This is a genomic window from Treponema sp. UBA3813 (assembly GCA_002368605.1).
GTDB lineage: Bacteria > Spirochaetota > Spirochaetia > Treponematales > Treponemataceae > Treponema_D.
Window position 1 is genome coordinate 14503 of record DFEB01000029.1, and the last position, 20247, is coordinate 34749.

The 20247-nt window shown below is 43.0% G+C and carries 18 protein-coding genes; 13 read left to right on the plus strand and 5 right to left on the minus strand.

Annotation, left to right across the window (positions count from 1 at the left end):
* Positions 1–19: 19 nt before the first annotated feature.
* Genes B2089_RS04460 through B2089_RS04470 form a run of 3 tightly spaced genes read left to right on the plus strand, consistent with a single transcriptional unit; the run spans position 20 to position 2733 of the window.
* Positions 20–652 (plus strand): hypothetical protein, encoded by a 633-nt coding sequence (locus tag B2089_RS04460; RefSeq protein WP_296321720.1) that lies wholly within the window; start codon positions 20–22, stop codon positions 650–652.
* A complete protein-coding gene (locus tag B2089_RS04465; RefSeq protein WP_296321722.1) occupies positions 652–1344 on the plus strand; it encodes a response regulator transcription factor in 693 nt (230 codons plus the stop codon). The genes B2089_RS04460 and B2089_RS04465 overlap by 1 nt, the downstream gene beginning before the upstream one ends.
* A 3-nt stretch (positions 1345–1347) precedes the next feature.
* The gene (locus tag B2089_RS04470) at positions 1348–2733 is read left to right on the plus strand and encodes a sensor histidine kinase (protein ID WP_296321726.1); all 1386 of its coding nucleotides are present in this window, start codon (positions 1348–1350) and stop codon (positions 2731–2733) included.
* An 81-nt stretch (positions 2734–2814) separates the two neighbouring features.
* Here B2089_RS04470 and B2089_RS04475 read toward each other — a convergent pair whose 3' ends face one another.
* Positions 2815–3255 (minus strand): Hsp20/alpha crystallin family protein, encoded by a 441-nt coding sequence (locus B2089_RS04475; protein ID WP_296321728.1) that lies wholly within the window; start codon positions 3253–3255, stop codon positions 2815–2817.
* Between the two features lie 424 nt (positions 3256–3679).
* On the opposite strand from B2089_RS04475, the gene B2089_RS04480 reads away from it, so the two are divergent.
* Both B2089_RS04480 and tkt read left to right on the plus strand, forming a co-directional pair.
* Positions 3680–5128 (plus strand): hypothetical protein, encoded by a 1449-nt coding sequence (locus B2089_RS04480; protein WP_296321731.1) that lies wholly within the window; start codon positions 3680–3682, stop codon positions 5126–5128.
* Positions 5129–5183: 55 nt separating this feature from the next.
* Positions 5184–7154 carry a transketolase gene (gene tkt, locus B2089_RS04485; RefSeq protein WP_296321734.1) on the plus strand — a complete coding sequence of 657 codons (1971 nt, stop codon included), beginning with the start codon at positions 5184–5186 and terminating at the stop codon, positions 7152–7154.
* A gap of 143 nt (positions 7155–7297) precedes the next feature.
* Here the strand turns inward: tkt and lgt are convergent, their stop codons facing one another.
* Positions 7298–8326 carry a prolipoprotein diacylglyceryl transferase gene (gene lgt / locus B2089_RS04490; protein ID WP_414717859.1) on the minus strand — a complete coding sequence of 343 codons (1029 nt, stop codon included), beginning with the start codon at positions 8324–8326 and terminating at the stop codon, positions 7298–7300.
* A gap of 2 nt (positions 8327–8328) precedes the next feature.
* On the minus strand, positions 8329–9444 hold the full coding sequence (locus B2089_RS04495) for a P-loop NTPase (RefSeq protein WP_296321741.1): 1116 nt from the start codon (positions 9442–9444) through the stop codon (positions 8329–8331).
* An 83-nt stretch (positions 9445–9527) separates the two neighbouring features.
* On the opposite strand from B2089_RS04495, the gene B2089_RS04500 reads away from it, so the two are divergent.
* From B2089_RS04500 to B2089_RS04515, 4 genes are all read left to right on the plus strand, one after another.
* Positions 9528–11018 (plus strand): S41 family peptidase, encoded by a 1491-nt coding sequence (locus B2089_RS04500; protein WP_296686125.1) that lies wholly within the window; start codon positions 9528–9530, stop codon positions 11016–11018.
* The gene (locus B2089_RS04505; protein WP_296321748.1) at positions 11018–11836 is read left to right on the plus strand and encodes an RsmE family RNA methyltransferase; all 819 of its coding nucleotides are present in this window, start codon (positions 11018–11020) and stop codon (positions 11834–11836) included. Before B2089_RS04500 ends, B2089_RS04505 begins: the two co-directional genes overlap by 1 nt.
* 82 nt (positions 11837–11918) lie before the next feature.
* Entirely contained in the window at positions 11919–12740 is an 822-nt protein-coding gene (locus tag B2089_RS04510; RefSeq protein WP_296321751.1) for a WecB/TagA/CpsF family glycosyltransferase, read from the plus strand.
* 20 nt (positions 12741–12760) lie between these two features.
* Positions 12761–13807 carry a sigma 54-interacting transcriptional regulator gene (locus B2089_RS04515; RefSeq protein WP_296321754.1) on the plus strand — a complete coding sequence of 349 codons (1047 nt, stop codon included), beginning with the start codon at positions 12761–12763 and terminating at the stop codon, positions 13805–13807.
* Between the two features lie 11 nt (positions 13808–13818).
* Here B2089_RS04515 and B2089_RS04520 read toward each other — a convergent pair whose 3' ends face one another.
* Positions 13819–14556 (minus strand): RNA methyltransferase, encoded by a 738-nt coding sequence (locus tag B2089_RS04520; protein ID WP_296321761.1) that lies wholly within the window; start codon positions 14554–14556, stop codon positions 13819–13821.
* Positions 14557–14666: 110 nt separating this feature from the next.
* Here B2089_RS04520 and B2089_RS04525 point away from each other — a divergent pair, with 110 nt between their 5' ends.
* From B2089_RS04525 to B2089_RS04540, 4 genes are all read left to right on the plus strand, one after another.
* Entirely contained in the window at positions 14667–15452 is a 786-nt protein-coding gene (locus B2089_RS04525) for an SDR family NAD(P)-dependent oxidoreductase (protein ID WP_296321765.1), read from the plus strand.
* Between the two features lie 63 nt (positions 15453–15515).
* Complete coding sequence (locus B2089_RS04530; RefSeq protein ID WP_296321768.1) at positions 15516–16070, plus strand: STAS domain-containing protein; 555 nt, start codon at positions 15516–15518, stop codon at positions 16068–16070.
* Positions 16071–16145: 75 nt separating this feature from the next.
* On the plus strand, positions 16146–17111 hold the full coding sequence (locus B2089_RS04535; protein ID WP_296321771.1) for a hypothetical protein: 966 nt from the start codon (positions 16146–16148) through the stop codon (positions 17109–17111).
* Complete coding sequence (locus B2089_RS04540; protein WP_296321774.1) at positions 17108–18931, plus strand: hypothetical protein; 1824 nt, start codon at positions 17108–17110, stop codon at positions 18929–18931. The genes B2089_RS04535 and B2089_RS04540 overlap by 4 nt, the downstream gene beginning before the upstream one ends.
* Positions 18932–18954: 23 nt before the next feature.
* On the opposite strand, the gene murA is transcribed toward B2089_RS04540, so the two are convergent.
* The gene (gene murA / locus B2089_RS04545) at positions 18955–20241 is read right to left on the minus strand and encodes a UDP-N-acetylglucosamine 1-carboxyvinyltransferase (RefSeq protein ID WP_296321777.1); all 1287 of its coding nucleotides are present in this window, start codon (positions 20239–20241) and stop codon (positions 18955–18957) included.
* Between the last annotated feature and the right edge of the window lie 6 nt (positions 20242–20247).

Below are 20247 nucleotides of genomic sequence, written 5' to 3' on the forward strand. Positions count from 1 at the left end.
CTGTCATATAATCTCTTTTATGGGAAATTGGAAAAAAACTGTTCTGATTCTTATATTTTCAGTTTTTTCACTTTGTGTTTTTGCAGCCCCTAGTGGTGGAGCTGGCGGCGGTCATGGCAGTCCGAGCGGGGGGCGGCGTCCTTCTCCAGAGCCAAAACGCAATCCTCCTGCAAAAAAAGCGCCTTCAAATTCAACCTTGAAAAAGGGTAGGGGGACATCAGTTTCAGGCCGTAGTCTCAGCGAAAATAAAAATAGTGAATCTAAAAACATCGAGGAAATCGATAACGAGAAACCTTCCGAGCCGGAAATCATTTACTATCGTGGCAACAGAATGCTTTCTGAAAACGGTGATTTTCTTTTGGAAAATATAAAAACAGAGCGGATTTCGGATTCTCAGGTAATTGTCGAAATTGCCTTTAACCAGAGCGTCAATCCTCTCTCATTTTCTGCTTCTTCCTTTTTACTTGATGGTAGTCCTATTTCAGAGAGCGTAAAACTTTCTTTCAACAAAAAAGGTGATACGATAAGGCTCACTCTTCCTGTGAAAGAGAAATTTTTTTCTTTGACAATTCAAAATGTTGAGGCTTTTGACGGTACAAAACTGGAAACAGTTGAAGTCAAAAATCTTTTTCATAATTCCGGGGGTAAATAATGGAAAATGAAAAATTACAGGGAATTAAAGTTCTGATTGTTGAGGATGACAAAGGTATCGCGGATTTTATTCTTCCCGAACTAGAGCATGAGGGATTTAAAACATTGCTTGCCCAAACTGGTCGGCAGGCACTGGAAATGTTTGAGTCAGAGAAGCCAGATTTAGTTCTCCTTGATATTATGCTTCCTGAATTAAACGGACTTGAAGTTCTCCGTCGGATTCGTGCGGTTTCAAATGTGCCCGTTATCCTTGAGACGGCTCGTGGTGAAACTGTCGATAAAATTACAGGATTGAATGCAGGAGCTGATGATTATATAGCCAAGCCTTTTGAAATCGAAGAATTACTTGCCCGTATAAATGCGCTTTTCCGAAGAATCAATGCGATAAAAGGGGCGGCAGGGGCGATTTCTGTCCGAAATCTTTCTCTCAACACTGACCGCATGAGTTGTTCTGTCGAAAATGCGGAAATCCAGCTGTCAAAAACAGAATTCCTTATGCTGAAGTGTTTTATCGATCATCAGAACAAGGCTCTTTCCCGTTCGGCTATAATTGACGAAATCTGGGGCGAGGGTCATTATATCGATGAAAACACGGTCGATGTCTATGTCGGCTATCTCCGAGCAAAAATTGCTGAGCATACGAAAGAGGAATTCATAAAAACAGTGCGTGGCGTCGGCTATATGATGGTCTAACAAATGGCGAATCGTTTCTTCAAGTCTTTTTCAGCGCGGCTTGCCCTGCGTTTTATGTTCACTCTGACTGCCGCCATCATGCTTCTGTCTCTGGGTTTCTTATTTTTCACCCGTTCACTCGTTGACAAGGCTCAGGGGCTTGAACTCAAAAAGGCTGAATCGGCTGTATTCTTTGCGCTCGAAGATTTTTATAAAGGGAAAAATGCAAGCCGTAATCTTGCAGGAAAGTTGGGGGCGATTTCAGAAATTCCATATTATCTTACATACATTGTTTACGATGCAAAAAATCAAAATCTCATTGCGACAAATGATCCCTTTTTGCCGTTTTTGCCTGATTCAAAGGGGAAAGTTAAACATTTTTTTGAAAAAGATTATTTTTTTGACGGCGATTTAAACATCATTTATTTTGCGAAAACACATTCGATAAAAAATTCCCTCGTAGTTGTGGCCCTTGCAAAGGATATGGAGATGAATGAAACGGCGTCAATTTTTGCCACCCTGCCGCTTGCCGTGCTTTTTATGGTGATTCCAATCCTCATTCTTTCTTTTTTTGTTTCTTTCTTCATTATAAGAAATACGATTAAGCCAGTCAGAGAAATTACACAAAAAGCGCAGTCAATAACGATTGAAAATCTTTCGGAACTTCCAATAAGCTCTTACGGTGATGAACTTGATGAGCTTTCAAAAACATTCAATGAACTGTTCGCACGCATAAAAAAGGACTTTGAGCGGGAGCGGCAATTCTCCAGCGATGTTTCCCACGAACTGAACACGCCACTTACGGTAATTTCCGGTCAGACTGGCCTTCTTCTCCGCTGGGGAAAGGACAATCCCGAACAGCTTGAAAAATCCCTTAACGCCATCAAAACCGAAGCCAAAACCATGCAGGCAATCATCGCGAATTTGCTCCAAATTTCCCGCATTGAAAGCGGCAGAATCAAACCCCAGATTTCAGAAGTCGCTGTCAGCGCTCTGTTTTCCTGGATTCGGGAAGAAGCGGCGGCATTTGCGCCAAAATTACAGATTTTCACGGAAGACAATGGCATTATTCTTAACACGGACTCGGAAATGCTCCACCAAATTCTCACGGTTCTTATCACAAACAGCGTAAAATACGCCGGCGGCTCCTGCACAATCCGCATGTCTGCCCAAAAAGAAGGAAACCGTGTTGTCATCGAACAAAGCGATGACGGGCCGGGCTTTAGCCAGGAATCCTTGCCCCATCTTTTCGAGCGATTCTACCGTGCCGACGAAGCCCATTCCCGAAAAATTGCCGGCTCAGGACTGGGCCTTGCAATCGCCCAAACCCTCTGCACGGCACTGGGAGCAAAAATAAAAGCCCGCAACATGGTTCCCCACGGTGCAGGCTTCTCGATAGAGTTCCAATAAAACTGCCGCAAGGACGCGGCGCAAAGACCGTTGACCGCAAGAATTTCCGAAGGAAATTCTTGTCACGACAAGGATGTCGCATTAAGCTGCAGAAATCTGAATCTTTCGCGGCGCTACCTCAGCTTTTCGCGGAATCTTAATGGTAAGGACACCGTTCTTGAATCCGGCGGTTACACCATCTGCGTCAATGTCTTTTGGCAGTGTGAAGCTGCGGCGGAACTCAGTGCGGCGGCGTTCACGAAGCAGGAACTGTGGTTTTTCAGCCTCGTCCTTCTCTTTTTTGTTGTTCTTATCTTCGATAGCTTTTGTCTCGGTCTTTGCAGAAGAAATTGTCAGTACGCCTTCGTTAATCTCAAGGTTTACATCCTTCTCTGTTCGGCCCGGCAAATCCATGTCAAGAACATAAGAGTCTTTGTTCTCAGTGACATCAACATCAGGAACAGCGGCGCTTGTGCCACAAAGTCCCTCTGAACCATAAAAATCATTGTTGAGCCAGTCGTTAAAAAGTGAAAGTGCGTTCATAAAAATCTCCTTCCTAGCTGAGCTAGGTATTATTTGTAATTTAATTTTTTTTGTCAGTCTTTTGTTTCTGACACTAGAGATAAAGCAGAATCCGTGCCAACTTTTAAAAATTGAAAATGAAAAGGTAAAAGTCGGGAAAATTTAAGGGAGTTCCGGCTTTGCCGTCGGGTCTTTCGTGGTTCCGCGCTAAAAGCGCTCCATTGCCTTCGGCAACTTACGCCACTACAGCCCCTAACTCAGAGAAAATTTACCCACTGTGTCAAATTTTCTTTTAAATCTGTGTCAAATTTACCCAGTAATCTCTATTTGGAATAAAAATTACGGCCACATTGTCTCTTTTTTTAATTGATAATTCACAATTCTTAATTCATGATTTTCATATACTAATCTTTGCATTTTACAAAAATTTCGTTATCTTTATAGTGTGAGTGTTTCTATCGAAAATTTTTTGACTAACTTCCTCCGGACTTACCCCATGCCGTTTTCTGCAAAGGAATTGCTTGCCATGCTTTGCGGACTTGGGCATAAAATTTCCCTTGAAGAACTCATGGATTTCCTTGACAATGACGGGCGGGCTTTTGCTCTCCAGAAACGAATGTATATTACGAGAGCCGGGGCTTTTACGAATCAGATTTTCAGCTTTGTTCCGACTCAAAGAGAGGTCGAACAGAAGGTTTTTGTTCCCGGTGACAGATGTATGCCTTTCGTTGATTTAGATGTCCTTTCGTATTCATTTACCTTTGAATTTTTAGGACAGGAGCTTCCCAAAAAAAAATTCAACACTGACTGCAACACTGCCCGTGATATGTTCTGCTTATACGGTGACGAATTTTCTGCCCAGTACATTAGTTCTGATCCTGCTTGCGCAGATTTGCATATCGCCGAGAATAATTTTGAACTTCCCCTTAAAATGAGTTTGACAGGCGTATCCCTTGAGCCTGTTTTTGATAAAGTTGATTTTAAATACGGTGACAGAATTTTGTGCCGTGTATACGATTGGGATAAGGGAATCATCGAAATTATCCCGATTCTTTCTCACAAACTTAATCCATTTCAAATTTCCGCTGAGGATATGGAAAGGCAAAAATGGTACGAAGTTCTTGAAAACGCTCTCCTTGAAAGCTTTGACCGTATGGGACCATGTTCCAGCATCGAAGAACAGCTTGCCAATGTCTTCTATGAGCATCGAAAAGAGCTTTGTGTTCCCGATTGCGGCTCGATTCACGAATTTATCGATAATTCAAAAAAAGTCGGACTTGAGCTTTTCGGTGTCGAGACGCGCCTTTGGTTCAAAGGAAAGGATGTGCCTGCAGTGGGCAAATGGAACGAGGATTTGTATGAGGCTGAGGAGAGGGCTATTCCATTCTTTGCCCTTCCCGACTTCGTCATCGACTGTTACCTTAAAGACCAGATGTATGAAAAAAAAGACGATGTGAGTGAACTTATCGATAAAATAATTCCCAAGCACCTTGCTATCTCTAAAAAAGAGAAAGAAATGCTTACATTGCAAATTCATAACAGAAATGCTATACTTCGCAAAAATTATAATTGGTTTGCGGATTTTGCGAACGGAGCTATTCGGCACAGGGCACTGACACTTTTTTCCGAAGTTGGCTCTCTTGTTTGTGAACTTGATTGTGACAACAAAGAATTGGATCAGCTTCCTCAGCAGGAATTGGTCACGCTTTCACAGTTGTACACGCACATTTCACGGATTCTCGAAATCCTTTCTGATGATTCTGGATGTGAAGAAGAAGAAGCTTGCGCCATGGAGCTTTCACTCGAAGGAATGGAGCTCAACTTTGAGGATATAAAACCGCTGCTTCTTTCGGCCTTAGATAAGGTAAAGAAAAACCGATTTAATGTCATTTAAAGGATTATGTCCTACAATGGCTTAAATATAAATTCATTACAAGGTTAGGTTTTTTATGAACTCTAAAGGAATTGCTGCCGTTGCAAAAACTATCCGCAGTTTGTCAATCGATGCCATCCAGAAAGCTAATTCAGGCCACCCTGGACTTCCGCTTGGATGTGCAGAACTCGCTGCTCTTTTGTACGGAGAAATTTTAAAACACAATCCGGCTGATTCAAAGTGGGCAGACCGTGATCGTTTCGTTCTTTCAGCCGGACACGGCTCTATGCTTTTGTACTCAGTGCTTCACTTGGCTGGTTACAAAATCACCCTTGATGACATTAAAAATTTCCGTCAGGTCGGCTCAGTTTGCTGTGGTCACCCAGAATACGGCATCACTGACGGCGTAGAAAATACATCTGGCCCTCTCGGTCAGGGCGTGGCTTTGGCTGTCGGCATGGCTCTTGCTGAGTCAATGCTTGAGGCAAAATACAACACTCCATCACACAAAATCGTTGACCACTACACTTACGCTCTTGTTGGAGAAGGCTGTCTTGAAGAGGGCGTTTCTTCAGAAGCATGTTCATTCGCTGGTCACAATAAATTAGGCAAACTCATCGTTTTCTATGATGAAAACCGCATCTCAATTGACGGTTCAACAAATATCACTTTCACAGAGGACATAGCTAAACGCTACGAAGCTTACGGCTGGCAGGTTCTCAAAGGAAGCATGTACGATATTAAAAAAATCCTCTCTCTCGTAGAAAAGGCTAAAAAAGAAACAAATAAGCCGACTCTCATCATGCTCAAATCTGTAATCGGAAAGTGCTCTCCAAAAGAGGGAACTCCCGCAGTTCACGGTGAACCATTGGGAGAAGAAGCCGTTGCCCAGACAAAGAAAAATCTCGGCCTTGATCCGGAAAAATTCTTCCAGATTGACGAGGATGCCGTAAAATATTTCGCAGATAAAAAAGCAGAATTTGCAAAGCGTCAGGCAGACTGGAATGCCGAATTTGAAGTTTGGGCAAAAGAAAACCCGGAACTTGCAAAAGAATGGAAGGCTTCTTACGAAGGCAGCCCAGACGGAAATGCCGATGACCCGGTTTACGAAGTCGGAAAGTCTGTCGCGACACGCACTGCCTCTGGCGACATGATTTCTGCAATGGGAGCACGCTATTCTTACCTCGTGGGCGGCTCTGCTGACCTTAAAGGCTCAAACAAATCAGGAATGAAATGCGATGGCGGCACTTACACACCGGAAAACCGGGCTGGCCGCTCAATCGAGTTCGGTATCCGTGAATTCGGCATGGCAAGCGAGGCCGCTGGTATGGCTTTGCACGGCGGACTTCGTCCATTCTGCGCCACATACCTTGTCTTCTCTGACTACATGCGGCCGTCAATCCGCCTGGCAGCTCTCATGGGCGTTCCTGTCATTTACGACCTCACCCACGATTCAATCTATCTTGGCGAAGACGGCCCCACACACCAGCCAATTGAACAGCTTTCTTCTTTGCGTTCAATCCCCAATTTGCAGGTTCTGCGACCGGGTGATGCCGAAGAAACAGTTGAGGCTTGGCATATCGCAATGGAAGCAAAAGATCATCCAGTTCTTTTCGCCCTCACACGGCAGAATGTTCCTGTTTACGCAAAAGAAAACGCTGACTGGCGCGAGACAATCAAAAAAGGCGCATACGTCGTCAAAAATGGGGATGCAACTCCTGATGTCACAATCGTCGCCACAGGTTCAGAAGTCAACATGGCTCTCGAAGCGGCTGCAAAAGTAAGCGAAAAGAGCGTGCGAGTCGTTTCTGTTCTTGATAAAAATCTCTTTGAATCTCAGAGCGAAGAATTCCAGAATCAGATTTTGGGCGGAGCAAAGCGTGTTATCGTTGCTGAAGCTGGCGTGAAAACTGGTTGGGAAGGCTATGTCTCAAGCAAAAAAGATTTGTTCACAATCGATCGCTTTGGAGAATCAGGTCCTGCTAAAAAAGTTGCCGAGCATTTCGGTTTCACGGCAGATAAACTTGCTGAACTGATTAACGCATAAAAAAATAGCGCGAAAAAGGGAATGTACAATAAGTACGAGTCATTGCCGTGCTCGACACGGCAATCTCTTGTATTGCAATTAAATGGATTTTCGGGTCAAGCCCGAAAATGACACTTTTTGAACTTATTGGTCATCCCCTTTTTTTATGCAGATTTTCTTTTGTTAAGTAAATAGCCTGTGACCGCCACTCCTATTCCACCTAGAATCATCAGGAAACAGAGAATTTGCCCTTTAGAAATGTAAAGAGGGGAAGTGAATAAATCAACAGAAACTTTTTTAAGAATTTCTTTGCTGCTTGTGAAAGGATGAAGACAAAGTACATAACCGATATCTGCATCAGGAGCGCGGAAATATTCAAGGAAGAAACGGAAGAAACCGTATCCGCCGGTGTAGAGAGCGCCAGAAAATCCATCGAAAGGCTTTTTTTTGTGCAAAATCCAGATAATCGAGAATAAAATGAGACCTTCAAAAAGAGCCTCATAAAGCTGACTTGGATGACGGGGAAGATTCACAAGGTTTGTGCTGACTTTCATTCCTATTTTATCAACAATTCCTTGAACCCATGGAATCGATACAGAGAATTTTTCGGCGTGTGGAAAGACCATGCCCCATGGAGCCGTGGTTATGCGCCCGAAAAGCTCGCCGTTCATAAAATTTCCGATGCGCCCAAAAGTATAACCCAAAGGAATAGCCGTGACCATTGCGTCTGCCCATTTGAAGAAGGGAACCTTGTGCCGCCAGCACCAGAAAATCATTCCCAATAAGCCACCGATGAAACCTCCGTGGTAACTCATGCCTGCCAAGCCTGTAAAATGACCATTCTGGAACGGCCAGAAAATGAGCCATGGATGAGTCCAATAGTTGATGGACAGGGGATTTTTAGGGTCATATTGATTGTAAACAAGAGTTGAGAAAACTCGCGCGCCAATCAGCAAAAAGACGATTCCTGTGGCGATAAAACTGAAAATGTCGTCTTCGGTGGCCTTTCGGAGACTTCCGTCAGCGTTTGTTGAGTCCAATGCGCCTTCTTGGAGCAATTTTTTGAGAATGAAAAATGCCGTTCCAAAGGCGAAAATGTACATGAGCCCGTACCAGCGGAGCAAGCTCAAAACCGGCAGTCCGGGGAAAATCTCAGGATGAATCCAACTTGGATAATTGATGTATAAAGGCAAAATCATACTTTAAATCCTTGTTGAGCTGCCTTGACCAAGCGGTTCTTGAGCATGATATTTTCGTTTTTGAGCTGGGTGATTTCGTAATTCTGAGTTTTAATCATTTCTGCAAGTTCGCTTACATTCAATGCGCCTGTTCCGATTAAATCTTCGACATAAGAAAGTTTTGCTGAATAATCGTCGCTGGCTTCTTCGCTTGCCTGCTCGAAACTTTCATCAAACGAAAGAGATTCCGTCTGCATGATTTTTTCAGCGATGCGGAAAATTGCCTGAGCCAGAACAGAATTCGGCTTGTAGACGGTAACCGGCAGACTTGAAGAAAGAGCCTTGTCCTGCATTGAGTCCCGGTACATTACGCCAAGGGATTCGACTTCGAGACCAAGATATTGCTGGCAAGAACGGCGGATTTTCTGAGCCTTGTCAGCATCCTTTGGTTCGTCAATCATGTTCATAATGAGCCGAGGCCGGAATTGGGAGAGCCGTCTTTTGAATTTCTCGCCGTTCTCAGGGTCTATTTCAGTGATTTTTTCGATTAACTTAGGAATGTATAATCGCTGGAGTGAGGCTGAATCATTGCGGAGTTTGTTGATGAATTCCGCCGCCTTTGAATTCTTTTTGAAAGTTGCCGCCATCAATCTGAAAACTGCGTTCTTTAAGAAAAGGTATCCGTTGAGAGTTGCCGTGACCGTGGGGGCTGTGACTATGATTCCCTGTGGCGAAATTAGAAACAAGTCCAAAATAGTGAGGTGAGTGCCTGCGCCCAAATCCACGATGAGATAATCAGCGTCAACTGAATGGAATTTTTTGATGAGGGCATTTTTTTGCGCGACTTTGAGTGCGCTCAAGCCCGGAATCTCTGAGTCGCCAGCGATGAAACTGACATTTTTGTAGTCAGTGGGCGTGATTATGTCTTCGAATTTTGACTCTCCTGTGAGAAAAGTTCCGATTCCTTTTTTTGGGGAATTATGCCCGATAACGAGATGAAGATTTGAAGCACCTAAGTCCAAATCTGCGAGCACAACTTTTTTACCTGCCTGCCCCAGGGCGATTGCTAAATTTGCGGAAAGAAGGCTTTTTCCAACGCCACCTTTACCACTTGCTACTGGAATAATTTGCATAAAATTGATTATAGCATAAGTTTAAAGCTTTATAAAGATTTCTGATTGATTTTTATCTTATAGAATCTTAAAATAGAAATAATATGAAAAAAATTGATTTAATGATAAAACGGATTAACTCTATTCTTCTTATTTTTGTTGTCGCTTTTTTTGCTTCACAGTGTTTCGCACAATCCGCTTCTCCATCGGCTAACGAAAAAACAAATAAATCTCGTCAGTACATGGAACTGATGAACGGTGTTTTTGATTTTGTTCAAAAGAATTATGTAGACGAAATTGACCCGCAGGTTTTGTATGAGGGCGCACTCAAAGGCATGCTGGAGTCGCTCAAAGACCCTTACACTGTTTACCTTGACAAAACAAGTTTCCGAAGTATCAGCGATACAACTTCCGGCTCATTCGGTGGCGTTGGCCTTCAGATTTCAAAACCTGTTGAGACAAGCAAAGAAAAACCCGCCTATGTCGAAGTCGCTTCTCCAGTTGAGGACACTCCTGGATTCAAGGCTGGAATTCTTGCAGGAGATTTAATAATCTCAATCAATGGCACTGACACTTCAACAATTACTATGGAGCAGGTTTTGGATATGCTCCGTGGCAAGGTTGGGGAAAGCGTTGATCTTGTTATCCGCCGCGGAAAGAACATGGAATTCCCGGTCACTCTTGTACGCGCCATTATCGAAGTTCCGACTGTCAAATACGGCATGATTGAGGGCACAAAAATAGGTTATGTCCGTCTTATCGAATTCACTCCCCAGGCAGTTGAACGCTTTCAGGAAGCCCTTGATTCATTCAAAAAGAACAACGCTGTCGGTATGATTTTCGACTTGCGCAACAATCCGGGCGGACTCATCACAAGTGCGGCTGACATCGCTGATAAATTCATTGATAACGGCCCCATTGTCACCACTAAAAGCCGTCTCTCTTTCGAGAACTCAGTCTTCACGGCAACCGCCAAAAAAACGGTTATGCGAAATATGCCCATTGTCGTTTTGATTAACAAGGGAAGCGCTTCTGCCTCAGAAATCGTGAGTGGCGCCCTCAAAGACAATCATTTGGCATATCTTGTAGGTCAGCGCACTTACGGCAAAGGCTCCGTTCAGCAGGTTTTGCCCCTTTCAGCAACGGACGGCCTTAAAATCACCATGGCCCGCTACTACACTCCCAGCGATGTCAACATCGATAAAATCGGCATTCCCCCAGACCGCGAGATTTTGTTCCCGGTTTTAAGCGAAGAGGGCGAAAAGCAGTATCTCGAATTGTACAAATCAACGGAAATTTCTGATTTCGTAGACGGCCGCACTGATTTGACCGAAAAACAGATTTCAGACTTCGCAAAGACTCTCAAGAAAAAATATTCTGAAATCGATGAGTCAAGTTTGCGCAAACTGGTGCGAAACGAAGCCAACAAAACAAAAGGCACTATGCTCTACGATTTGGACTACGACATTCAGCTCAACGAGGCCATTTCAATTCTGCAAAAAGAGAATTTCACAAATCTGATTAAGAGCACAAAAACTCTCAAAGAATTGCAGGAAATGGCGGTTTTGGAAGAAGAAAAGTCCGAGAAAAAATAGTGCGTCAGTACATTTCACAAAAAAATCTTGATTCTGACGGACTTCTCTCAATAATCGGCAAGGATTTTCGCTATTTGCACAATGTTCTCCGTCTCAAAAGCGGCGACATGATTTATGTTCGCTTGCCAAATGGCAATTTGCAGTCTATGACAGTTTGCCAGATTGACGAAAAAGGCAAAAAAATCATCTTGCAGCTTTGTGATCTTGCTGACACGCAGATTGGCGAGAATCAGCCGTCAGAAACTGATTCAATCGAATCAAGAGAATTCACTCTTTTTATGGCTCTTCCTAAATCTTCAAAATTTGACTTGATTGTGCGTCAGGCGACTGAGTGCGGAGTGGCGAGAATTGTTCCCGTTCAGACAGAATTTTCCCAGCAGGGCAGCGAAAAAATCAATTTCCGTTCGGAGCGATTCGAGCGGATCATAAAAGAAGCCCGGCAGCAGAGCGGAAGCCCGGTAGACACAAAAATCTCTGATTGCAAAAGCCTTGCCGGAGTCTGTGAACTTTGGAAGGACGAGAGCGAAAATCTTTCCGAATCCGAAAAAATCGCCATCGTCCTTTATGAGCGGAACGAATCTACGGTGAGCATTCGTCAGGCCTGTGAACAAGTCCGCGCCCAAGAAAAATCAGGAAATTCTTCAAGTCTCAAAAAAATCGCCCTTTTTTGCGGAAGCGAAGGCGGCCTTTCCCCATCAGAAATCGAAATCCTTCAAAAATCAGGTTTTCTCCCGGTTCACTTAAAGACAAATATTCTTCGCTGTGAAACCGCGGCTCTTTACGGCATTTCCGCCCTGCAAAGTTGCCTTTCTGACTGATAATTATGCATTGCTAATAATGAATTGCTAATTTTTTATCACTGTGTTATTCTATGAATAGGAATAAAATGGAGTCGTTTCAATGACGCGAATCGAATTGCTCGGCGTGCCGGTTGATGTGTGCCGTCCAGAAAATCTCGAAGAAGAAATCATGAAAATCCTCGAAAAACCTGGTGCAAAGCAGATTGTTTTCCTTTCGGTTTGGGATTTGCTCAAAGCCCGCAATAAAAAAAAGGATTTCGGTGACTGTCTTAGAAACGCTGATTTGATTCTTCCTATTTCAAAAAGCATTCTAAAAGGTGCGCGATTCCTCAGACTTGATGTTCCGGTTCGCTATAATCCTTTCAATGCTGTCATTCAGATTCTCAACACGCTGGATCATCATTATAAAACGCTCTATATGTTGGGCGCCAGAAAAAAAACGCTTCAAAAAGCAGAGCACAATGTTCACGACACATTCCGAAATTTGCGAATTGTCGGCCGTTATGTCGGTTATTTTCCCAAAAATGCCGAAGAAAATGTCGTACAGGCAATTTTTAAGGCATCGCCTTCGCTGGTAATTGTCAGTGATGGAATCAAAGAAAAAAATCTTTGGGCTTATCATCGTCGGGATAAATTCTCTTCAAGCATATTCTTGTACTATAAAGACTGCCTTGGAATTTTCGCTGGGCGTATTCGTCGTGTAAGTGAAAAAACTTTTGACGCTGGAAAAGAAATTTGGAATGAAATCGGTCACAGTCCTCTAAGGATTTTCCTGATTTTTCCCTACATGCGTTATAAAATCCTTTTATTGTTTTACAAATTGTTCAGACGAGGCAAAAAAAATAATGAAAGCGGGATTTATCATGTAGAGAGCCTTGATAAAAATAAAAAAGAAGAACAGACATCAAATAATATAAATTAGCAAATATCTTCGGGGTGAAAATGGTCGATAATTCAGTTCTTTTTACAGAGAGCCTCGAAGATCTAGTTTTCGTCCGTGAAAATATCTGCAAGTCTATTCGTTATGCCTCAGATGCATCAATGCTTAAGCAGATTTTTGAAAGGTTCTCGTCCTGTTTTGTCCTTGCCCAGCCCCTGCTTTATTCAGAGGGCTGCGGCTCCCTTGCAAAAACGAATCAAGATAATTATTGTAAATATTCTTCGATTCAAGAACTGGGAAATATCCTGAATAAATCAGAATCTTTAAACCAAAAAACACCCGCCGAAAAATATAAAAAAATCTGTCTGCAAAGCCCTACATTTGCTTCTATTGTTGGAAAATCAGCCGCCATGCAAAAACTTCGAAATGATATCGTCAGGATTGCCTCTTTTGATGTCTCTGTTTTGATTCTTGGTGAGACAGGAACAGGAAAAACGACTGTAGCCCGTGCAATTCATGAAGTTTCTGGGCGAAGAACCAAGCCTTTCCTGCATGAAGTTATTTCAAATTCGAACGAATCTGTTATTGAGTCAAAATTATTTGGCGTAAGTTCGGGTGCTTTTACAGGAGCTGTAGCGGGGAAGGGGGTGTTTGAAGAAGCCGATGGTGGAACTCTTTTTCTGGATGAAATCGGGGAGATAAGTCCGAATATTCAGACGAAATTGCTTCATGTTTTAAGCGAAGGTCTCATCAGTAGAATTGGATCAAATAAAAAAATACCCGTTGATAACCGTATGATTTTTGCAACCAACGCGAATTTAGAGGCGAAAATCCGTCAGGGAACTTTCCGTGAAGACTTGTTTTATCGAATAAATGATGTGACGATTCGGATTCCGCCTTTGCGGGAGCGGCTGGAAGACATTCCTAAGCTGGCAGAGGCTTATTTGCGCAGAAAAAAAATCAACAAGAAGATTTCAGACAGCGCGCTTGCGGCCTTGCAGACTTTCTCATGGAAGGGAAATGTCCGCCAGCTGGAAAAAGTGCTGAAAAACGCCGCCCTCTTGTACTGTGACGGTGACACAATCGAGCCAAAAGATATCCGCCTGTAAAAGAAAAATTTTCAGTTTTCAGTTTTTGCTTTGCCCGCAAGTCCGGCCGCCTTGTCAAATACTTTTTCGATGTAGGCCGCTTCGCTTTCGCTTATTGCCGCCCTGGAAAGAAGGTCTGTCCAGAATTTTTCCATGTCGGGCCTGCCTGTGACTTTAAAGAAACCGATTTTTTGCAGGGAGTCGGCGATTTCTCTGACAGTTTTGTCCAATCGCTCCAGAGAAACGGGAACCGAGCCTCTGGAAATCTTTTTGCCTTCTTCAAGGCTTTTTCGGAACAAGTGATATGAAATAATCTGAACCGCATGAGAAAGATTGAGGGATCCGAATTCCGCGCTGGAAGGAATCGTAACGCCCATGGTACATTCGTCCAGCTCTTCTTCTTCAAGGCCGGTGCGTTCGTTCCCGAAGACTACGGCGATTTTTCCGTCATTCGTTATTGGCGAGACTGTTTCAGAAAGCTCTTCCGGGAGCAGCAATTTTCCCCGCTTTTTACCCCGGCGGCGGGTCGTTCCCGCGCATAGAACGCAATCTTTGGACGCGTCAGTGATTGAGTCAAAAAATTCTGCCTTTTCCCAGATGGGTGCGGCGTGAATGGCAAGAATTCTTACCCGCTCTTCGTCAAAGTCCTGCTTTTTTCCGACGATACGGAGATTTTTAAGACCGTTATTGGCCATGGCACGGCAGACTGCTCCCACATTGCGGCTTTCTTCCGGGCGGCACAAAATAATCACGACATTTGAAAGATTCATGAAATAAGTTTAGCGAAAAAGAATCTTGGGTCAAGGGCGTTTTATCATTTCCAACTTGATTTGTCATTCTCAACTTGTTTCGGAATCCTTTTACCATTAAAATCATTTTTATGAACGAAGTGACAGAAAATTTTTTTAGCGGAAAAAAGGCTCTGATTGTGGGGGGCACTGGCGGAATCGGGCGGACTCTTTCTCTTGCACTGGCAAAAAGCGGCGCAAGTCTTTTTATTCACGGCTCAAAGGCGGGGAAAAAGGCGGATTCTCTGGCGGAAGAAATTCTTAAAATCAGCGGGGAAAAGCCAAAAATCATCGCGCAGAATCTTCTTTCTTCTTCCTTTTCTGAACTGGAGTCTTCGGAAGTCCTTGAATCCGCTAGAAAATGCGACATTCTCTGTGTCTCTTTCGGGCCATTCGTGCAAAAATCCCTCCATGAGACAAATCTTTCTGACTGGGAAAAAGTCGCCCTCTACGATTATGCCCTTCCCGGTCTTCTTCTTTCGGCAGCCCTTCCCAATATGATGAAAAATCACTTCGGGCGAATTTTGCTTTTTGGCGGCACGGGAACTTCTTATCGCAAGGAGTTTTCCACGAATGCGGCTTACGCAGGGGCAAAATCCGGACTGAATGTGCTTGTTTCCTCAGTTGCCTCGGAATATGGAATATATGGAATCACATGCAATGCAATTTGCCCCGGTTTTGTCGAGACGGAGTATCTTTCTGAATCGCAAAAGACCGAACTGAAGGCAAAAATGCCCCTCGGCCGGATGATTTCGCCTTCATCTGTTGCGGAATCTGCTTTATTTCTTCTTAAAAATGCCGATATAAATGGTGCGACTTTCCGTCTTGATGCCGGCTGGTCGCCAACGAAGTCTTTGCAGAATAAAAAGCTAGACTAAATAGTGAATTATGGTGTATTATTATATAATCTTGAAAAGAGTTTAAAAATTGAGGTATATAGCATGAGCAACAACAACAATAGTCTAGTTCCTGGTTTTAACGACGAAAAAGATGATAGTCTTAAAATCACACTTGAAAAAATTAATGATGTTGATAACGGTCTTGTTATTTATTTAAATGGCTATATCGATACATATAATTCAAGTTTTTTCCAAAAGAGAATTTCAAAGGTTGTTGAAGCGGGGTTTGTCAATTTGATTTTCAATTGTTCAGCCCTCAACTATGTTTCTTCAACAGGCATCGGTTCATTCACTGCATTTCTCAAGCTTATCAAGCCAAAAGGCGGCGATATTGTTCTTCTTGAAATCCAGCCTAAGGTTTACGAGGTTTTTCAGCTTTTGGGATTCTCTCAATTCTTCAATATCAAAGATTCTTTGGCAGATACAATCAGCTTCTTCAAGCAGGGGGCTCCTGTTGCAGAAAGCATCTTCCCAAAAATCTTCAGTTGCCCGGTTTGTTCAAAGCGTCTTAAAGCGACTCGTGCAGGCCGATTCCGCTGCTCTGAGTGTAAGTCGATTCTTGCCATTGATCAGCACGGTCAGGTTTTCTTGGGCTAAATCTTTAGAATATTTTCAGCCACTTCACTAAAGAAGTGGTTTTTTTTATTTATTCGTGTTATTCTTATTATTACGATGAAACGCGTGCTTTATTTTGCCGTAATTTATGCGGTATCTTTTCTTATTGGAACTTTAGTGTTTGCAACGCTCTTTATGTTCAGTTGTAATCTTACAATGTTCGTTACAGGTTTGCCTGGTTCATTTTTCTCGCTGGATTTCTTCCTTCATGGAGTTCTTCTTTCGGTTCCTCTTGTTTGTGTTGTGATTCAGATCCTGCTTATTCTTTATCTTATCCGCCATCCTAAGTGTCAGCTGATTTCTTTCGTTTTGTATGTTGTTTTTGGACTTTTTGCATGGCTTCTTCTTATTCCCGCTGACATGCGCCTTATCGAAAAATATGAGTCTGACACAATTATTTCCCGTGTAAATACGACTTCAGCCGGATTTTTCCGAAAAGAAGAGAGTGGTGTTTTCTATTATTCCCGAATTGAGAGTGACGGCACTGCCGACGGCCTTTTCCTTGATACGACAGGAAGTTTCGGTCAGGAAGGCGCAGTTCTGCCTTTGTTTAATGTTCCTGTAAAAAATGAATCTGCTTTTCCCTATTCTGATATCCTTATAAAAAATTCCCTTGAGCCATCTCCTTTAGTGGTTTATCCACTTTCTGTCTATAACGCACTTTTAACAGCAGGTACTTATTGTGCTTCTGTTGGATTTTTGACATGGCTTGGCTTTGCTACACTGGGGCTTGCCCTTTTGTCAATTTATGGATTTCAATTCCTTAGTTCATGGAAAATGGCGAATGTTTCAGTGGTTTTGACGGCAGCCGCTCTGGTTGTGTTTGTAAATTATCTCTACTATATGAACATTCTGCCATCTTCAATCAAAAATATGAACGCAAGGCTTTCGCAATTCCTCGGACTGACAGATGCTATGATTATTTTTGCGAATATTATCATTGCATTTGTTTTTATTGTGACCGGCACTTTTATGGGGATTTACCGCCTCAAAGGAAGTTCAATTTTGGAGAGTGATGAATGAGACGCACTGGACTTATTGTTTTAATTTACGCTGTTTTTGCACTGGGGGTCTGCCTTCTTGTTTCGCATCTTATGAAGCAGATTCCAGTTTTGCTTCCTGGCGAGGAAACTTCGTATGTGTTTATTCGTGGATTCTTGTTTTTCTGTAAAATCTTGCCATCTCTGGTATTCAGCGCTTTTTTGATTGGTTGTGCTATTTCCTATGGGAAAAATTCTGAAAGGGCAAAAATCAAGTATTCTCCCCTTATTATGGAGCATTTCCGAAAGACGATGATTTCTTCTATAATTATCGTTCTCGTTGTTTCGCTCATTACAGAAGTCTTTGTTCCTTATTTTGAAATACATCAGTCTCGCGCAAAAATCAAGCCGGTTCTTTTTTCTGAATTCATGAATTTGAGCCGTGAATATTACGAAAAAGGAAACATGAATCTTGCATTTGAATATTCTTACAATGCGCTTTTGTTGAATCCAAAAGATAAGGAAGCTCTTGATATAAAAGAACATTCTGAAGCTGAATTGAATTCTCTCAAACTGATTCTTGACCGACCTGTAGATTTGCCAAAAATGGTATTTACTCCGGCCAAAGAAACAAAAGGCGAGACAATTACTACGCTTCTAACAAAGGCAAAAGAAGCGATGGAAAAAGAGAAGTGGTTTGATGCTCATTATTATGCATATCTTGCCGTCGAAGTCGGAACAAAAAAAGACATAAACTTTGAAGAGGCGAATCGGATTGCAAGTGAGGCATGGAATCATCTTTTTGATCCTACCGTAATCAAAGAGAGCGATGAGCAGGTTCTCTTCCGAAAAAAACTTGAGGCATACAAAACCTTTATTCGCGGTGATAATATAGAAGCCTATTACCAATTCCTGGAAATTGCCTCGGTTTCTGATGTGGCGGCTCGTGATCCAGATGTTGCAAAATTCCTTCCTATTGTTTCGCAGCGTGTTGAAGACCAATGCTTCTTTATTGAGGAAGTTGAGGATCTTCGTCGTTTTGAATCTTATAACGATGTTTATTTTGCAATTTCCCATGATGATGGAACTCGCGATGTTGTGTATATCCGTGGAATCACACCTGTAAAAAATTCTGGAAGATTGATTCAGTACTTGCGGGGACTTTCTTTGTTTACTTATTCTGCGGACGGCCATTTTATGCGTTCTGTTTATGTTCCTTATGCGAAAATGCTTGCAGAAAAGACTTCGATTTTTGATGATGCAGAGAAAGCCCGTTTTGGAATTAAGGATTCATATAAAACCGTTCCTTATCTTATGCTTGAGAGCATATCTCGTACAGACAGGAGCGGGCGAATTTCTCCTGTGTATGAATATGATGTTGATTATGTTCAAGAGCATGTTCCTTATTTGAATAATTATTTCGTCTTTGGAATGCCCTTGTCGGATTTTAATCTTTTGTGTGACGCAACGGTTGGCTCTGAAAATATGAATCTTATTGCACTTATGCGTTTTATGTCTAAATCAAGAGAATACGGTTATTCTTATGAAATATTCACTTCTGACTTCTTGTACAGAGCCACATACCCTTTGATTATTCTGATTTGCTGTATTTTTATGGCTTGTATGGCATGGAATTATCGGCTGAAAGAGGCCCAATTGTTCAAATTTAAGTGGATTTTCCTCATGCCGGTTCTCACAACGATTTCGTATTTTGTTCTTGAATTCACTTTGTACATTTACAAAATGCTGAATTATGCGCTTGTAATCATGCTTGGAGCAGGTGCTGTTTATGTCAGTCTTATCCTGCTCGTGCTGATTTTGTTTATTGTCTGTTTTATTTTTGTTTCAAGAAGGGCTGAATAAAAACTGCTTATGCAATTTTTATTCTAGTCTTCGATTTCTACGATTTCGATTCGGGCGCCTAGAGATTTGAGCTTTCCGACTAAATTCTCGTAGCCCCTCTCAACCTGATAGACATTGCTGATTTCGCTTTCGCCGTGGGCGATGAGAGCGGCGATGACCATTGCCATGCCTGCCCGAACATCCGGGGAAACCAGTTTGTCACCGTGGAGGGTGCATGGCCCGCTTACGACAGCCCTGTGTGGGTCGCAGAGAGTGATTCTGGCTCCCATTGAAATCAACTTATCAACGAAGAACATTCGGCTTTCAAACATTTTCTCAAAAATCAGGACTGTTCCCTCAACTTGTGTTGCAACGACCGTCATGATTGAAGTCAAATCTGGCGGGAAGCCCGGCCATGGCGAGTCATCAATTTTTGGAATCATGCCACCCAAGTCTGTATTGACCTTCATTTCCTGACCAAGTGAGACTGTGAGTTCATCGCCTTCGATTGTCCAGCGAATACCGAGTTTGCCGAAGGCTACCCTAAGTGGGCGCATGTCTTTGGGATTTACGCCCGTAATAGTGATTGAGCCTCTTGTAGCGGCGGCAAGTCCTATGTAGGAGCCGATTTCCATGAAGTCAGGACCGATGGCGAAATCAGTGCCGTGAAGTTTTTTAACTCCGTCAATATTCAGAATATTACTTCCGATTCCGTTGATTTTTGCTCCCATAGAAACGAGCATGTTGCATAAATCCTGAACATGAGGCTCGCTGGCCGCATTGTTGATAATCGTGTGTCCTTCTGCCAAAACCGCCGCCATGATTGCATTTTCTGTGGCAGTGACGGAAGTTTCGTCAAGGAAGATGTCGGCTCCAACGAGTTTGTTTGCCATAAAAGTGAAAGGTCCTTCGACAGAGATGCGTGCTCCAAGTTCTTGCAGGGCAAGGAAGTGAGTGTCAACGCGGCGACGACCGATAACATCGCCTCCCGGTGGCGGCAGAACGGCCTTTCCCGTGCGGGCAACGAGGGGGCCTGCGAACAAAATTGACGCCCGGATTTTTTTGCTCAGTGTGGCTGGAATGTCAGAAGAGCGGATTAAGGAAGCGTCGATTTTCCACTCGTGCCCGCCGATTTTTTCGACTGACGCGCCCAATGCCTGTAAAATCAGGAGCATGACGCCAGTGTCTTCGATTTCGGGAATATTCCGCAAGATGACAGGCTCTTCGCTCAAAAGAGTTGCCGCAATGCATGGGAGAGCCGCGTTTTTGTTTCCGCTGGCAGCGATTGTTCCGCGAATGGGAATGCCGCCTTCAATTCTGTATTTGTGCATAATCTT

Bases quoted from the DNA above. Each gene is read 5' to 3' on its own strand.
- B2089_RS04475 (WP_296321728.1), bottom strand. From the start codon at position 3,255: ATGAACGCACTTTCACTTTTTAACGACTGGCTCAACAATGATTTTTAT.
- B2089_RS04530 (WP_296321768.1), top strand. From the start codon at position 15,516: ATGAGCAACAACAACAATAGTCTAGTTCCTGGTTTTAACGACGAAAAA.
- B2089_RS04465 (WP_296321722.1), top strand. From the start codon at position 652: ATGGAAAATGAAAAATTACAGGGAATTAAAGTTCTGATTGTTGAGGAT.
- tkt (WP_296321734.1), top strand. From the start codon at position 5,184: ATGAACTCTAAAGGAATTGCTGCCGTTGCAAAAACTATCCGCAGTTTG.
- B2089_RS04500 (WP_296686125.1), top strand. From the start codon at position 9,528: ATGAAAAAAATTGATTTAATGATAAAACGGATTAACTCTATTCTTCTT.
- B2089_RS04470 (WP_296321726.1), top strand. From the start codon at position 1,348: ATGGCGAATCGTTTCTTCAAGTCTTTTTCAGCGCGGCTTGCCCTGCGT.
- B2089_RS04460 (WP_296321720.1), top strand. From the start codon at position 20: ATGGGAAATTGGAAAAAAACTGTTCTGATTCTTATATTTTCAGTTTTT.
- B2089_RS04520 (WP_296321761.1), bottom strand. From the start codon at position 14,556: ATGAATCTTTCAAATGTCGTGATTATTTTGTGCCGCCCGGAAGAAAGC.
- B2089_RS04515 (WP_296321754.1), top strand. From the start codon at position 12,761: ATGGTCGATAATTCAGTTCTTTTTACAGAGAGCCTCGAAGATCTAGTT.
- B2089_RS04525 (WP_296321765.1), top strand. From the start codon at position 14,667: ATGAACGAAGTGACAGAAAATTTTTTTAGCGGAAAAAAGGCTCTGATT.
- B2089_RS04495 (WP_296321741.1), bottom strand. From the start codon at position 9,444: ATGCAAATTATTCCAGTAGCAAGTGGTAAAGGTGGCGTTGGAAAAAGC.
- B2089_RS04510 (WP_296321751.1), top strand. From the start codon at position 11,919: ATGACGCGAATCGAATTGCTCGGCGTGCCGGTTGATGTGTGCCGTCCA.
- murA (WP_296321777.1), bottom strand. From the start codon at position 20,241: ATGCACAAATACAGAATTGAAGGCGGCATTCCCATTCGCGGAACAATC.
- B2089_RS04540 (WP_296321774.1), top strand. From the start codon at position 17,108: ATGAGACGCACTGGACTTATTGTTTTAATTTACGCTGTTTTTGCACTG.
- B2089_RS04535 (WP_296321771.1), top strand. From the start codon at position 16,146: ATGAAACGCGTGCTTTATTTTGCCGTAATTTATGCGGTATCTTTTCTT.